This window comes from Tolypothrix tenuis PCC 7101 (assembly GCF_963874875.1).
GTDB classification, from domain to species: domain Bacteria; phylum Cyanobacteriota; class Cyanobacteriia; order Cyanobacteriales; family Nostocaceae; genus Aulosira; species Aulosira tenue.
Map to the genome: position 1 here is coordinate 5842979 of NZ_CAWNJS010000001.1, position 15651 is coordinate 5858629.

Genomic DNA, 15651 nt, shown 5'->3' on the forward strand with positions numbered 1-15651 from the left:
AGCTAATATTGAAAGTTCATCAGTTGGCGAATTGAATATTCAACGCAGGTTAGATAGTGTTTCAGCATCTAGCTTAAGTTTACCTGTGGTCAAAGCTAATTCGGAAACATTACCTCAGAATACATCCTTAACCGCAAATCAAGAAATTCCCTTATTACCTCAGAACACATCCTTAAATATAAATTCGGAACTTCCTTTAGTTTCGCCAAGCTACCAACCAAGCATATCAGCAAAAATTCAAGAAATACCTTTAGTTAATAATCTATCTGCTGCTGCTGAGACATTAGCGCATCATGTTAATAATGAAACTTATATTGATAATTATATCAAACCCATTAACCAAAAATTAGAAAGTAAAAATATAGCAGGATTTGAGTCTGTAAACAAAAGCCATAACTTAGATGCAAATAAGCAGCATTTATTATTAAGACGGTTTTCAAAAAACAATTTTTCAAACATCAATGAGCAGATAGAAAATTTTAGGCAAAATCCTACTGATAACGAGAGATTATATCTACCAATTGTACAAGTTGATCGTGAGTCAGATTCACTTGATTTTGAGCCTTTAATATTAGCGAATTTACCTGCTATCACACAAAATAAAGATTTAATTAGTAGCAAGTTAAATCATCAGTCAAATTTGAGTAAGACAGGTGATGAAAAGGTAAGCTCATTCACTCATCAAGCAACTGCTATAGCTCATAATAATGCTTCAACGCCAACCACAATTGCAGCGAATTCATCAATTAATTCTCATCCTCCTCCTGTTAACTTAATTAACCAAAACTCTGTGTCGGGAGCAAATACGCCACCGCAGATTAATATTGATGCTTTAGTAGAAAAAGTAGAACGCAGAATTATGCGGAGATTAGTTATAGAAAGTGAAAGGAGAGGTAAGCAAAAATGGCGCTAGAAAAACTAAAAATTAAAGCAGAGAAAAGTAGTGAAGGAGATTTTGCTGATGAATTTGAAGTATTATTTAATCCTAACCAAGTACAAATTAGTAAAACTGGTTGGAAATTAACCACAGTCAGCGACAATAATGGAGTAAGTGGGGAAAAGGTTACTCCTGCTAATGATTTAGCAACTTTAACAATACAATTATTTTTTGATACAACTCTCACTGGTTCACCACCAGATAATGTCCAGCAATATACTAAGAAAATTTTTAACTTAACTAAACCGAGAATTGGTCAAAGTAAAAAAAGACCACCTCGATGTAAGCTGGTTTGGGGAACAATTGGCGGAAAAGATAGTGTGTTATTACCCGATGGTGTTTTAGAAAGTGTCACTAAAACTCTGACACAGTTTTTAGAAGATGGTACACCCGTACGAGCCACACTTAATTGCACATTTAGAGAGTGGACTGAACCAGAGAAACAGCAAAAAGAAGAGAATTTAATTGACGATCCAGTTCGCATTGTCAAACGCGGAGAAACGCTTAGTACTATTGCTAATGAAGAATATGGAGATTCAGCTTTATGGCGCATTATTGCTGAAGAAAATCGCTTAGATAATCCCCGTCAAATCCAGCCAGGATTAGTGCTGACAATTCCTCCTTTACGGATTGCTAGTCAAACTTAAAGGAGCAGAAATATGTCTAATTACAGTGGTGTCAAAACCCTTTCTCCTAATATTAGAGTCCTGATCCAAGGACAAAAGCTTTCTGCTGATGCTAGTGCTGATTTAATTTCCGCGAAAGTATCTGAAGATATAGATGTACCAAGTATGTTTACCTTGGAATTTAGCAGTTGGGATTTAGCTAAGTGTAAATTAACTTGGGTGGATGATGATTTGTTTGAAATTGGCAATGAAGTAGAAATTCAAATGGGTTATGACAATAACTTAAAAACAGTAATTGTCGGAGAAATTACAGGATTAGAACCAGAATTTTCTATCAACTCTCCACCCATATTAGTGGTAAGGGGACATGATATGCGTCACCGATTGTTGCGAGGTTCGCAAACCAAATCATATACCAAAATGAAGGATAGCGATATTGCTAGCCAAATTGCGAGAGCTAGAGGATTAACACCAAAAGTTAAGGATAGCGAGGTAAAGCATGAATATGTTTTGCAGCATAATCAAACTGATTGGGATTTTCTCCAAAGCCGTGCAGAACGTATTGGTTATGAAGTAGTTATTGATAATAAAACATTATATTTTCAACCTCCACAAAACGACAGTCAAAAAGTTTTAACGTTAAAATTTGAAGAAAATTTAAGTGAGTTTTTACCCCGTTTGAGCAGTATGGGACAAGTCCAAGAAGTTGAAGTTCGTGGGTGGATACCAAAAGATAAAGAAGAAGTAATGGGTAAAGCGGCTGCGGGTAAAGAGGGAAGTAAAATGGGTGGGAAAACTACTGGCCCTAAGGCTGTAGAAAGCTTTGGTAAATCTGTTTCTACAGTAGTTAGTCAACCTGTAGCCAGTAAAGCCGAAGCCGATCAAATAGCTTTAGGACAGTTTAAAGATATGGCGATCGCTTATATTACTGCTGAAGGTGCTTGTGCAGGTAATCCTACTTTAAGCATAGCTAAAGTTATTGAGGTGACTGGTGTAGGTAAGCGATTTAGTGGACTTTATTATGTTACCTCAACCGAACATAAGTATTCAGAAGGACAAGGTTATAATACTTCATTTACTGCTAGGAGAACTGCCGCATGATTGGACTAGATTTATTAATACCCGATGACCGGAATGTGCACTTTTATGGTGTAACTATTGCTGTAGTTACTAACATTAAAGACCCGGATGGAGTCGGCAGAATTAAGGTAAAATTTCCCTGGCTATCAGGTGAAGATGAAAGTGCATGGGCGAGGGTAATGACTCCAATGGCGGGAGAAGATAGGGGCTTTTATTTTTTACCGGAAGTAGATGATGAAGTTTTAGTGGCTTTTGAACATGGAGATATTGCTTATCCTTATATTTTAGGTAGTTTATGGAATGGCAAAGATAAACCACCGTTAAAAAATGATGATGGGAAAAATAATAAACGCATGATTAAATCCCGTAGCGGACATCAAATTGTTTTTGATGATACTAAAGATAAAGAACAAATTATTATTCAAGATAAAAGTGGTAAAAACAAAATTACCATTGATTGTGAAAAAAATTCCATGAGTATTCAGGTAGAGGAAGACCTAAACATTGAAGCTAAGGGAAAAATTACCATCAAAAGCACCGATAAAGATATGTCAATTGAGTGTAAAAACTTAGAAATTAAAACTCAACAAGAATGCAAAATTGAAGCTGGATCTAATTGTAGTATTCAAGCTAAATCTAAAGGTGAATTTGCTGCTAAATCTGGTATGGAAATTAATTGTGCTGCGGGGGTAAAAGTCAATAACGGAGCCTTAGAGGTGATGTAATGGATATTGATTTTTTAGGCGTAGGTTGGACTTACCCTGTGAATTTTAATCAGCAGGGAAAAATGGAGATGGCGAAGTATGAAGATTGCGTTCGTCAATCAATTTGGGCGATTCTCAGCACCGCTAGAGGGGAACGTGTGATGCGTCCTAATTTTGGCTGTCGGATTCACGATCGCGTTTTTGCACCCAACAACGCGGGAACAGTGGGTGAAATTATTAGCGATGTGCGATCGGCTTTGGTGGAATGGGAAGCCCGCATCGATGTTTTAGATATTGATGTGCTGTCTCGTCCCTCTCAACCTAATGTGCTGCATATTTCCATTAATTACCAAGTTCGTACCACTAATAATGCCTTTAATCTCGTCTATCCGTTCTATTTACAATAGGTAATCATGTCTATTCCTCCACCCAAAATTGATCGCCGCAGCTATCAAGACTTGGTTGAACAAACCCAAGCTTTAGCCGAGAAATATACACTCAAAGATTTCCATCAGCAAGATGCAGGTTTAGCCTTAATTCGCATATTCAGCCGCATGGCTAAAGTGGTAAGCGATCGCCTAAATCGTGTCCCCGATCGCAACTTGCTGGCTTTTCTGAATCTCATCGGTACTCAACAGACTCCACCCCAGCCAGCTAGAGTCCCTCTCACCTTTAGTTTAGCTGAGGGTAGCCCTGTAGATGCCCTAGTGCCGGCGCATACGCAAATCTCTGCACCACCTTTAGAAGGTGAAAAAGAAGAGGTAATTTTTGAGACTGAGGAAGATTTGCTGGTAAGTGGGACAAAGCTACAAGCGATGTTTGTCGTCGAAGACAGAGATTATTATAGCGATCGCACTCCACATAGTATTGCTGCTACCGCTAACCTCAACGAACCATTTTTAGCCTTCCGTGGTTCTCAACCAGTCGAGCATTATCTTTATCTATGTTGTGCAGAAATTTTTAGCATCCCGAAATTAACCACTGCTACTATTACCATTGATACTGATAGCCCTGAAAGTGCGATCAAACTTAAAGAATTACTACATATTTGGTCTTATTGGGATAAAAAACAATGGCAACCTTTAACTAATGTGCAAACCCAAGAAAACCAAGCACAATTAATTATTACTTTTAATCAATTACCTAAATTAATGCCTGTAGAAATTAACGGGCAAAAAGCTCAATGGCTACAAGCTACTTTAACTCCTCACAGACGGGAGAATTTACCAGAAATTATCCAAATTAATATCAGTGTTAGCCTGAATCAGACTGAAACACCTAAAATATGTTTATTTAATAATATTTCTTTAGATTTAAGTAAAGATTTTTATCCTTTTGGCATTGCACCTATACATAATGATACTTTTTTAATTCCTCTCAACGATGAATTTATTAAACCTGGTGTATCTATATTAATTAATACTAATTTAAGTCGGCAACCAAGTTACACAGAAGATTTAGAAATTACTTGGGAAATAGGTAATAATCAAAATTGGGAAACTATTGAAAAAACCACTAGTAAAAATAAATTTAGATGGAATCGTAATTCATCACCCATAAAGTTTGTCGAAAATAGTACATCAGCTACATTTTCTTTTCCCCAAACTTTACCTGAACTAAGTTTAGATAATCAATCAGAAAATCATTATTGGCTACGTGCCAGAATTACTAGCGGTCTTTATGGTAGAAAAGGCAGAGAGAGAAAATATGTTGTTTACAACGATGTTACTCTCGTTGCTCAAAATATTGCTACTGGGCAGTTAGAAATCTATGTTGACAGTGTAGATGAATTGGCAATTGATGATATTATTCGGCTGCAATCATCTGGTACGCAAACTCTGCAAGAAGAAATAAAAATTATTGGCAAAGTCGAGGCAGAGAAAAAATTAATTTTAGAGAATAAAACGCGGAATGCATATCCAGCCGGAAGTCGGGTTTTAAGCAAATTTATTATGGCGGAAAATACCCCTGATACCTTTGAACCGCCTGCCCTACAATCAGTAACTATAACTTATAAAGTTCTCTTAGAAAAACCTGCTATTTATTATGCTTACAATGATTTTATTTATTGTGAAGGCAGTCCTTTATATGTGAGATTATGGCAAACTGCTCAACCAGGGGAGAATATTGTTCATGTTGATGATGTTAGCCAATTCAAAATCGGTGAGTTTGTCAAATTTGACGATCAAAATCCAGAGAAACTGCAAATTGAGCTCATCGATAGCGATCGCAATTTGCTCATCTTCACCAAACCAGTCAATTTTGAGCATCAACGCGGAAACAAAGTCAGCCGTTGTTTTCATCCCTTAACGCCGCAACTGCATCGCCACTCTGCCCTTTATTTAGGATTTAATCAAGCCTTTCCGAATCGTCCCAATAGTCTTTATTTCCAAGTAGAACCACCAAAACAAGAAGAAGTTACTCCCAATACTTACCGGGGACAAACTGATATTAATTTGCAAAGAATAGCTTGGGAATATGCTAGTCCAAATGGTTGGCAACCTTTAGTTGTTAAAGATGAAACCCAAGCCTTTGCAGAGAAAGGGTTAATTCAATTTATCGGCCCGACAGACTTGATTGCATCACCATACTTTGGTCAAAAAAATTATTGGATTAGGGCGAGAAAACAGCCAAATGATTGGGAAAGCTTGCCCTTTGCTTTGCTTTATTTTTTTACATGGGCATTGGGATTTCAACAGTTCAGACTATACAGCTTTATGCGCTATTTTGGTGCTAAATTAGCCGCTTCTGCTGATTTTCCTGTACCGCCAAGACTGCGTTCTGTTCGGACTAATACGATTTGGGCTAGTCAAACTATTACTTTAGAACAAGAAATTTTAGGTTCTAGTAATAACGAGCCAAAACAAGTATTTACTACCACCCAGTCCCCGATTCTTTTAGGACAACAATTAGAAGTTCAAGAAGGGCGATTTCCTCCAGAAGAAGAGCGCAAAATTATTGCACAAGCATCGGGAATTATTACATCTATTGAAGATGAAACAGGTAGGTTATTAGAAGTTTGGGTACCTTGGCAAGAAGTACCAGATTTTTACAGTTCTCAAGCACAAGACCGTCACTATGTGGTCGATCGCCAAGCCGGGAAAATTTATTTTGGTGATGGACAAGCGGGGATGATTCCGCCACGGGGACGTAACAATATTCGGCTGAGTAAGTATTGTACTGGAGGCGGTATTAGAGGTAATCGTCATGCCCAAACGATTGTAGAACTCAAAACCACTATCCCCTATATTGACAGCGTCATTAACTGGGAAGCCGCTACAGGGGGAAACGAGCAGGAATCTTTAGACAAGCTCAAAGAGCGATCGCCCCAACGTCTGCGTCACCGCAACCGTGCTGTCACAGCCCAGGATTTTGAGGATTTGGTCTATGAATCATCTATAGATATCGCTAGGGTGAAAATCATCACCCCAGAAATGATGTTTCCTGATTACAACCCCTTGCTAGAAGAATTATGGCTGCAGCCTGATGGTACACCAGAGAAAGTCATTGAGGGTAATGATATCCGAGTGTTTCAGCATGAAATTCGCGGTGGTCGAGTATTAGCGATTATCGTTCCCCACGGTCAAGAACGCCAGCCGACACCTACATTAGCTTTGCTTAATCGTGTCGAGACCTATTTGCGAGCTAGGTTTGTTCCCACAATGAAACTGCTGGTATCTGGCCCTAAATGGCAGGAAATTACAGTAATTACCGAAATTGTGCCTGTTGCTGTCGAAAATGCCGATGCTGTGAGAGTCGCAGTCAGCGATCGCCTAAATAGTTTTCTCCATCCTCTGACGGGAGGCGATCGCCAACAAGGATGGAGTTTTGGACGCAAACCGCATCATTCTGACCTCTATGCTGTGATTGAAAAAGTCCCAGGGGTGAGTTATGTCCGCGCTTTAGATATTCAACCCGCCGATGCAGTCATTGATATCCAAACCCTGATTTATTCAGGTCAGCACATCGTCACTTTAAAATTACCTACGGATGCAGATTAAGCTATGCCTTTACCTTTACCTAATTTAGACGATCGCACCTATGCAGATTTGGTCGCAGACGCGATCGCTCTCATTCCCAGCGAAGCCCCAGAATGGACAGACCACAACGCCTCAGATACGGGGATTATCTTAATTGAATTGTTGGCTTGGTTAACGGAAATGGTGCTGTATCGCACTAATCAAATTCCTGATCGCAACCAAGCTGCTTTTTTAACTCTGCTCAAAGGAAAACCTTGGACATTATCAGATAGCAAATCTTTGCAAGCAGAAATTCAAACAACATTAGCACAGATACGGCAACGCTACCGAGCTGTGACGGCGAACGATTTTGAGCAACTCATATTATTTGATTGGTTGCAAACTAGAACCGCTCAAGCTTTGGGAGAGGCGGCGATTATGGCGCGGGTAAATTGTTTACCAGAACGCGATTTAGAAAACTCAGATATTAATCAAGTAGTAGAAGCACATATTAGCTTAGTGGTATTGCCAAAAATCAATAGTCCTGATAGTGAAAATATCAGAAAAACTCTCAAGAGATTTCTCAATCAAAGACGACTTTTGAGTACTCGCCTGCACATTGTGGAACCGAACTATGTGCATATTAAAGTTTCTGCCATCTTATATTTAAGAGATAGTGGGGATTTCCGGGCAGTTAAAGCCGAAGCCACTCAACGGATTGCAGGCTTTTTTAATCCTTTTCCTAGCCCAGATTATTGGCGAAATCAAGGCTATCCTTTTGGCAGAGATATTTATATTTCTGAACTATATCAATTATTAGATGATATGGCAGGCGTTGATTATGTGGAAGCAATTCAAGTGACTGATTTTGCAGAATATCGTCAGAGAGTCAATGACCAAAATCAACTCATTGCGATCGCCTTACAACCACATGAATTAGTCACAGTAGAAATTGGTCAAATTACCACTATGCAACGTTTAGGAGACAAATGGCAAAGCCACAATTAAGTAGTTATTTAGAATATCTCCCTGCTTATTTGGAAACAGATCCATTTTTAGGCAGGTTTTTACTGGCATTTGAAGGTATTCTCTCAGGTCTTCCGGAAGCAGAAACCCAATTTCATCCCCAAATTGTTGATCACAATACACCAACTTCCTGGGGTTTAGAAACGCTGATTTCGCAAATTCATACATATTTTGACCCCCAACAAACCCCAACCGAATTTTTACCTTGGCTGGCTGGTTGGGTGGCTTTGAGTTTGCGAGATGATTGGGATGAGAAAACCAAACGTCAGTTTATTAGCCAAATAGTTCCCCTATATCAAATTCGGGGAACTGTTCCTGGTATGAAAAAAATGCTGGAAATTTATTTAGAAAGTTCCGGTTTGAGCTATCCAGAACGGACAATTTCTATTTTTGAATTTGATCAAAAACCTCATTATTTTCAAGTCCAACTGGCTTTACCCAGCAACCAAGTTATTCACCCAGAAAGGTATTGGCGCGAATTCCGCATTGCTAAAGGAATTATCGACCAAGAAAAACCTGCCCATACTTATTATGCGCTCCGAATTTTAACACTCACCATGCAAATTACCCAAGCATGGGGAGGTTGTTATCCATTTATTTTATTTGACGCTCCGCCTCAACAGAAAATGCAGATTGAGGCGAGGATTCAATTAGATGATTACCCAGAAGGAGATAGCCTAGAACAGCAAATATTAATTCGTATTCAGGGCAAGAATTTGCCATTAGAACCTAATGGTAGTCAACTAGGGCCAGTTGTCAAGCAAACGGTATTTTATCACCAATTTACTGGTAACCCTGATGGCTTTTTTATTGCCCTATCAAATTTGAGCGATCGCCAACTCACTGGCAAAATTACTGTTCAACTTAATTTTAATCTGAATCACCAACAATATTCTCTGAATATATTTGATTCTCTACCCTTTAATTTAGAACCTAATTTAAGAATTTATCGCCCTTTTAATCAATTGGAGTTAATGCCAGGAAATACTCGTCTTGACTCCGATCCAGAGCAAACAGTCCGCCTGCAAGCAGAACCACCATTGAATATTTATCAACAACAAATCAAATGGATAGATGGTAATACTCGCCTTGGTTCTAAAGTCGGTCAAACCATGCGCTTAGTTCATGATGCAAGACTGCGAATTTACAAACCTAGACCGTTATTAGAGCGAATGCAGGGGAATACTCGTTTAGGTAACCAAGTCGGAGAATCACTACAAATTCCCACAGGTACAGATGATTCCCAATTGAAAATTTACCGTCACCATCAAGAATGCAAAATAGGTAATACTCGTTTGGGTACGGAAGTAGGTGCAACCATGCGGTTAATTCCAAATTCCCAATGGTTAGAGAGAATTTACCGATTTCAATTATTTGATTCCCCTGCTAAAAAGAAAATAGAAATAGAAGCAATTGTTGAACTCAGAGGTATAGCTGAACATGAAGGCGAAAAAATAGCCAGGCTATTAGTATTAAGAATTCAATCCTGTACTTCATCCTTTAGACCATTCATGCCCAATTTGGAATTTTCTGCTCAAGGAATTAGAGCTACACACCAAGTAAGCTATCAACGATTTCTCGATAATCCCCAAGGGTTTTATGTAGTTTTATCCAATATTAATGATTGTCAAGTAGCAGGAAACATTACTATCAAACTTAACTTTAATCTTAATCGACATCCTGTGTCTCAAGTAATTCTCCAAGCAGACTTTAATCTCAGCCCCAGAGCAAATGTACTAGAAATGTGTTACTTGAATAATCAGGGTGAAGTTGCAGGTAATACCATCATTGGTAGAGTCACTCCCCAAATGCTGCGAAATTCCACAATTCAAGAAGAAGCTTGGGTAGATTAATAATATTTTTCAGGTCAAATTTTATGTCTGATTTTATTTTAACTACAGGCGATATAGCTATGTTTAACCCACCATTTGGACAAGCAATTGTCACTGTAATTCCGGGTAATATAGTGGGTTCTAGTAAAGACATGATTAATAAAAAAATGGTGTGTGTTGATGGTGATGAAAAAACCGTTATTGTTCCTGGTTGTCCTTATATGACTCCATCACATCCTATCCCTGGTGTGGGTATCCTTTCGATAGATTCTCTTGCTCCCAATCAAAAAGCCCAAAGAACTAAATCGAATGGGAAACCTGTTTTACTCAAAGGAGGTACATTTAAAGCGAAATTTCAAGTTGTTGTTCCCGCACAACAACCGACACCAGGGGGGCCAGTTCCCGATGCGACTCCCCAATATTCTGGTACTGGTAGTTTTGTCACTACTAACTTTCGAGTTAAAGGCACATGAAACTAGATATTAAACATTATTAATTAATATTAGATAAATTAATTAAATTTCTTTAAATCTAATCTGCATCAATCCTTCCCAAAATCAATATTTTGTTCGCCAGTATTCACACCCACATTTCTAATTAGAAAAATCGAGGTTAATTTTATGGGTACTTTACGAAATAAGCAAACCAAAAAAGCTAAATCTGCTGTTGAAAAAACTACTGCATCTAGTAGTCAGCGCAATATCCATCCAGCAGAAGAACTACAAGATATGTTTGGTAATAGGGCGCTTAGTAACCTGATTGAGTCGCAAAATCTCCCGAATCAACCAACAGATACTTCCGCAAATTTACTTCGCCAGGAAATTTCCCCAGCTAATAATTCTGCAATCCAACGTCGTCCTTTATTTCGTGGTTTATCTCATGAGTTAGCAGGTAATGAACAGGGTAATCTAGTACAAACAAAACTAACTGTTAATCAACCAGGAGATAAATACGAGCAAGAAGCTGATCAGGTAGCGGCACAAGTAGTTAAGCAAATTAATCACCCTATTTCCCAAAATTCAAATAACTCAGATACCGAAGCTATTCACAGCCAACAATTAATGCGAAAGGCTGCACCTAACCCTACACAGAGAATAGTACAGTCTGATGTAGAAGCATCTCTTCAAAAAGCAAGTGGTAAAGGACAATCTCTTCCTGATAATTTACAACAACCCTTAGAACAAGCATTTAATGCTGACTTTAAGCAGGTTCGTATTCACACAAACAAGCAAGCCGATCAACTAAGTCAATCCCTACAAGCTAAAGCATTTACTCGCGGAAAAGATATATTCTTTCGTCAGGGAGAATATAACCCTAACAACCAGCAAGGACAGGAATTAATTGCTCACGAATTAACCCACGTGGTGCAGCAAAATAATGGATTAGTGCAGAGAAATGCAATTGTTCAGAAAAAAACTGAAACAGACAAAAGCAAAGTCATCACAGAAAGAGAGGGAACCACTAAGACTGTAGAGAGAGAAGATAAAATTACTAAAGGAATTGAAACAGAAATTAAAAAAATTAATAAAGCATCGCCAGAACAGATAGAAAAGTCTGTAAAACTGATGCAGCAAATAGGGTTTTTTGGTGAATCTACCAAGAAAACTCAATTAGAATCAGATATTTTAAATTATACTTCTGAAACTTCTATTAAGAAAAGTTTAGGAATAGAGAATGAAGCCGAATTTAAAGTTGTCATGGACATCGTGAATGGCTTTTCGGCGATAGCTGCAGTATCTAGCAGTATTGGGCTCAGTGCTGAACTTTCTACAGAGCATCAAGCAATAATTGGCAGGTTCACGGGAGATTTTAAAGCCAAGCTCAATACCTTTATGGGTATTAAAGGATCTGCAAAAGGTGAGGCTAAATTAGGAGCTTTGACTGGCTTAGAGCTATCTGGTGAAGCAGAAGCTAAAGCAGGGGTTGAAGGTACTATAGAAATAGATTTAAGTGGTGAAATAGGTAATTTAAAAGCTGATGTTAAGTTATCAGGTGAGGCTTTTGCTGGTGCAGAAGCAAAAGCTGAAGGCAATTTAAGCGTTAGTAAAAAAGGAATAAGTGCATCAGGAAAAGCTGAATTTTTTGCTGGAGCCAAGGCTTCTGCTAAAGGTAGTACCTCTCTAACATACAAAGGTAAGGTATTAGTTAAGCTCTCAGGTGAGGTAGAAGCACAAGCAGGTATCGGTGGTAAGGTAGAGGGTACATTTGAATTTAAGGATGGCAAGCTAAAATTAAGCGGTGCTGTCAGCTCAACTCTTGGTATTGGTGGTGGTGTAGATGGAGATATTGAAGTAGATGTAAAAGGAATTGGTAAGGCTATTGGTAGCAAAGTCAAAGATAAAGTTAAGCAAAAAATATTAGCACGTCTTTCAGCAAGAGGACAAAGATTTGTTAACAAAGCTTTTAAAGGCGCTGCCAAAGTACACAAAATTTATAAATCCTTGAAGAATAGCGAATCAGAATCTGAAGAATAAAGCACAAATAAATCCTACTGATTGGTTAAACAAGCATCCAATTTAGGCATTGATTGCCTTGTTTATCTATCTGTAAAAGGGTAAATTATCAGGTTAATAAAGTACAGATATTAGGGTAGGCATAAAAGCTTATCCTTGCGTACTTTAAAACTGTGATGATATCTGCAGCTTAACTTCGATAAAATTCTTTTATTCTCTAACTATCGAGCCGAAAGAGCGAAAAATTATGACTGAATTACCCTCAATGGTTACTTATATAAATCAAGAAATTGGCATATCTATTTCTGTTCCTAAAAATTGGAATGTAGAGATTGTTAATGAATTTCAATTTAGAATTTTTGGAGAAATAGAAACAGGTTTTGAAGAGTATTTTGATGAGTATCGTTGCACAATGAGTTATACATTAGCAGAACCTGATAACAATAGACCTGATTGGTTTGAAACCTTGATTAGAGAATCTCTAGAAGAGATGGCACAGGAATATAATGAATATCAACTTATTAGCGAAGAAAATTGCCAAATAGCTGACCGCCCTGCCTACGTTAGATATTACGAATGGACAGAGGAAAATACGGGATTGCGAGTATCACAGTTACAATCTTTGATCCAGGTAGATAATTCTGATTTTTATTTAATCAATGCGGCAACATTGAAAACCTTAGAAGAGAAGTATTTACCCATATTTAATACTATTCTCCACTCCACAAAAATTACAGGTCAAGTTAAATAAATTGAGATTTCATGGAGTGTGGAAGATATTACATCTTCTACACCCCATGCTTTTGCCTTTGCTATTATTAAATAATGGTCTAATGTTTTTTAAAACTTCTGACTGCACTGAAATCCTACTGTTATTAGAGAAATTGGATCGATTGTTAGAAAAAGCGATCGCCGCCGCCGAAGTTGCCTATGGTGTAGAAGCAGCAAACAATCCCTATCGTGGCGTACATATCAATGCAGAGGAGGTAGAAACTTTACTCGACCAAGAACCGGGAATACCAAGACTGAGGATTAAAGAACCTACATTTTCAGAATTCTCTGTAGATATTTTTCCAGAAAATTCTCGGTTTTTGTGGCTTCAGGAAAATTTTGGTTTATCCAATTTTGATATAGCGATTATTGCGATCGCACTCGCCCCAGAACTTGACCGTCGTTATGAACGACTCTATGCTTATCTCCAAGATGATGTACGTTGCAAACGACCTACTGTAGACTTAGCTCTCAATTTACTCTGCACATCAGCAATCGAAAAACTCACACGACGAGTTCATTTTAGTACTGATGCACCACTGATTCGTCATCGGCTGCTGCATCTGATTCCCGAATCTAATCACACAGATCCTTCTCTACTTGCCCATAATATTAAACTCGATCAGCAAGTCATTCAACTTTTATTAGGAGAAACAGGGATAGATGGCAGACTTGTTGATTTCTGCCAATTAATTACACCTCAAATCAGTTTTGATAACTTGCCTTTAAATCCAGAAATCAAGCAAAATTTACTATCTTTAGTCACAGCCAATTTGACAACATTTAAACCTTTTAATTTATATTTTAAAGGTGAGGATATCCCTGGTAAACGGCAGACTGCTGAAGCTATAGCTAAATCATTGGGACTACCTTTTTTAGTGGCAGACTTGGCAAAGATTGTCGAGGCTAAAGCCGAATTTGAATCCACAATCAAATTATTATTCCGTGAAGCTAGGTTTAAAAATGCCTTACTTTATATAGAATCTTTAGACACTTTGCAAGCTCCAGAAAATAATATTTTATATCAAGGTTTTATCAATCAGTTAATTGAATCTTCTCTATTTACTATCCTATCTGCTATCCAACCTTGGGTAAATATCACAAATCAAGTAATAGAACTAATCGCAATTCCTTTTGCAATGCCAAATTTTGCACAGCGTCGTTTTTATTGGCAGAAATACTTGCAAGCAGCAGATATTATCCTAGATAGCCAAGAGTTAGATAGTTTGAGCGATCGCTTTCGTCTCACATCTGAACAAATTGCTGATGCTGTGGTAAATGCTACCAATCAAGTTCGCTGGAAAAATCAAGCTGCAGAGGTTACTAATACTCAAGTTGACTGGCAAAAATCTATAACATTAATTGATTTATCTACCGCCGCTAGAGGATTATCAGCACATGATTTAGCCACCTTAGCGCGGCACATTCAACCTAAATATAGTTGGGACGATATTATATTACCAGCTAACCAAAAGCATCTATTGCGAGAAATCTGCAACCAAGTCAAGCACCAACATTTAGTTTGGGAAAAATGGGGTTTTGAAAGTAAATTGTCACTGGGGAAAGGGTTAAATGTCATGTTTTCTGGAACCCCTGGTACAGGCAAAACAATGGCAGCAGAAATCATTGCTCAAGAATTACAACTCGACTTGTATAAAATTGATTTATCCCAAATAGTTAGTAAATATATTGGTGAAACAGAAAAGAATTTACATCGAATTTTTACTGCTGCTACTAATGCCAATGCTATTCTTTTATTTGATGAAGCGGATTCTCTATTTGGCAAGCGCAGTGAAGTTAAAGATGCTCACGATCGCTATGCTAATTTGGAAATTAGTTACCTATTACAAAAAATGGAAGAGTATGAAGGAATTACAATTCTTACTACCAATCTCCGCATGAACATGGATGATGCTTTTGTCAGGAGACTGCGTTTTATTATTGAATTTCCTTTCCCTAATGAAAAGCAAAGGTACGAAATTTGGCAGAAAATATTTCCTAAAAGTACACCTTGTAGTTCTGAGATAGACTTAAATTTTCTGGCGCATAATTTTGAACTTACAGGGGCAAATATTCGTAATATTGCCTTAACGGCTGCCTTTTTAGCTGCCGAGGATAGCAATCAAATTGAAATGCCCCATTTGATTCAAGCAGTACGTCGTGAATATCAAAAAATGGGCAAAATCCTCAAAGATAAAGAATTTAACTGACATCAGTTTGATTAATTTCGGACTTACGGAAATCTGCGCTATGCAGGGTTTAG

The 15651-nt window shown here is 37.9% G+C and carries 12 protein-coding genes; all 12 read left to right on the top strand.

The window, feature by feature from the left end; translation table 11 throughout:
- On the top strand, positions 1-913 hold a 913-nt coding region (locus tag AACU25_RS23045), incomplete at its 5' end, for a hypothetical protein (RefSeq protein ID WP_339382060.1).
- Complete coding sequence (locus AACU25_RS23050) at positions 904-1584, top strand: CIS tube protein (RefSeq protein ID WP_096579641.1); 681 nt, start codon at positions 904-906, stop codon at positions 1582-1584. The genes AACU25_RS23045 and AACU25_RS23050, both read left to right, overlap by 10 nt.
- 12 nt (positions 1585-1596) lie before the next feature.
- A complete protein-coding gene (locus AACU25_RS23055; protein ID WP_096579643.1) occupies positions 1597-2664 on the top strand; it encodes a phage late control D family protein in 1068 nt (355 codons plus the stop codon).
- Positions 2661-3368, top strand: coding sequence for a phage baseplate assembly protein V (locus AACU25_RS23060; RefSeq protein WP_096579645.1), 708 nt, complete (start codon positions 2661-2663; stop codon positions 3366-3368). Before AACU25_RS23055 ends, AACU25_RS23060 begins: the two co-directional genes overlap by 4 nt.
- Positions 3368-3754, top strand: a complete 387-nt coding sequence (locus tag AACU25_RS23065) for a GPW/gp25 family protein (RefSeq protein WP_096579647.1) — start codon at positions 3368-3370, stop codon at positions 3752-3754. Before AACU25_RS23060 ends, AACU25_RS23065 begins: the two co-directional genes overlap by 1 nt.
- A gap of 6 nt (positions 3755-3760) precedes the next feature.
- Complete coding sequence (locus tag AACU25_RS23070) at positions 3761-7348, top strand: putative baseplate assembly protein (RefSeq protein ID WP_096579649.1); 3588 nt, start codon at positions 3761-3763, stop codon at positions 7346-7348.
- Between the two features lie 3 nt (positions 7349-7351).
- Positions 7352-8314 carry a baseplate J/gp47 family protein gene (locus AACU25_RS23075; RefSeq protein ID WP_096579651.1) on the top strand — a complete coding sequence of 321 codons (963 nt, stop codon included), beginning with the start codon at positions 7352-7354 and terminating at the stop codon, positions 8312-8314.
- Positions 8296-10185 carry a phage tail protein gene (locus AACU25_RS23080; protein ID WP_096579653.1) on the top strand — a complete coding sequence of 630 codons (1890 nt, stop codon included), beginning with the start codon at positions 8296-8298 and terminating at the stop codon, positions 10183-10185. Before AACU25_RS23075 ends, AACU25_RS23080 begins: the two co-directional genes overlap by 19 nt.
- Before the next feature lie 23 nt (positions 10186-10208).
- The gene (locus tag AACU25_RS23085; RefSeq protein WP_045873050.1) at positions 10209-10637 is read left to right on the top strand and encodes a hypothetical protein; all 429 of its coding nucleotides are present in this window, start codon (positions 10209-10211) and stop codon (positions 10635-10637) included.
- A 147-nt stretch (positions 10638-10784) separates the two neighbouring features.
- Positions 10785-12638: an eCIS core domain-containing protein gene (locus tag AACU25_RS23090; RefSeq protein WP_096579655.1), complete on the top strand. Its 1854-nt coding sequence runs from the start codon at positions 10785-10787 to the stop codon at positions 12636-12638.
- Between the two features lie 226 nt (positions 12639-12864).
- Positions 12865-13368, top strand: a complete 504-nt coding sequence (locus tag AACU25_RS23095) for a DcrB-related protein (RefSeq protein WP_096579657.1) — start codon at positions 12865-12867, stop codon at positions 13366-13368.
- Between the two features lie 133 nt (positions 13369-13501).
- The gene (locus tag AACU25_RS23100; protein ID WP_321206693.1) at positions 13502-15598 is read left to right on the top strand and encodes an AAA family ATPase; all 2097 of its coding nucleotides are present in this window, start codon (positions 13502-13504) and stop codon (positions 15596-15598) included.
- Positions 15599-15651: the final 53 nt, after the last annotated feature.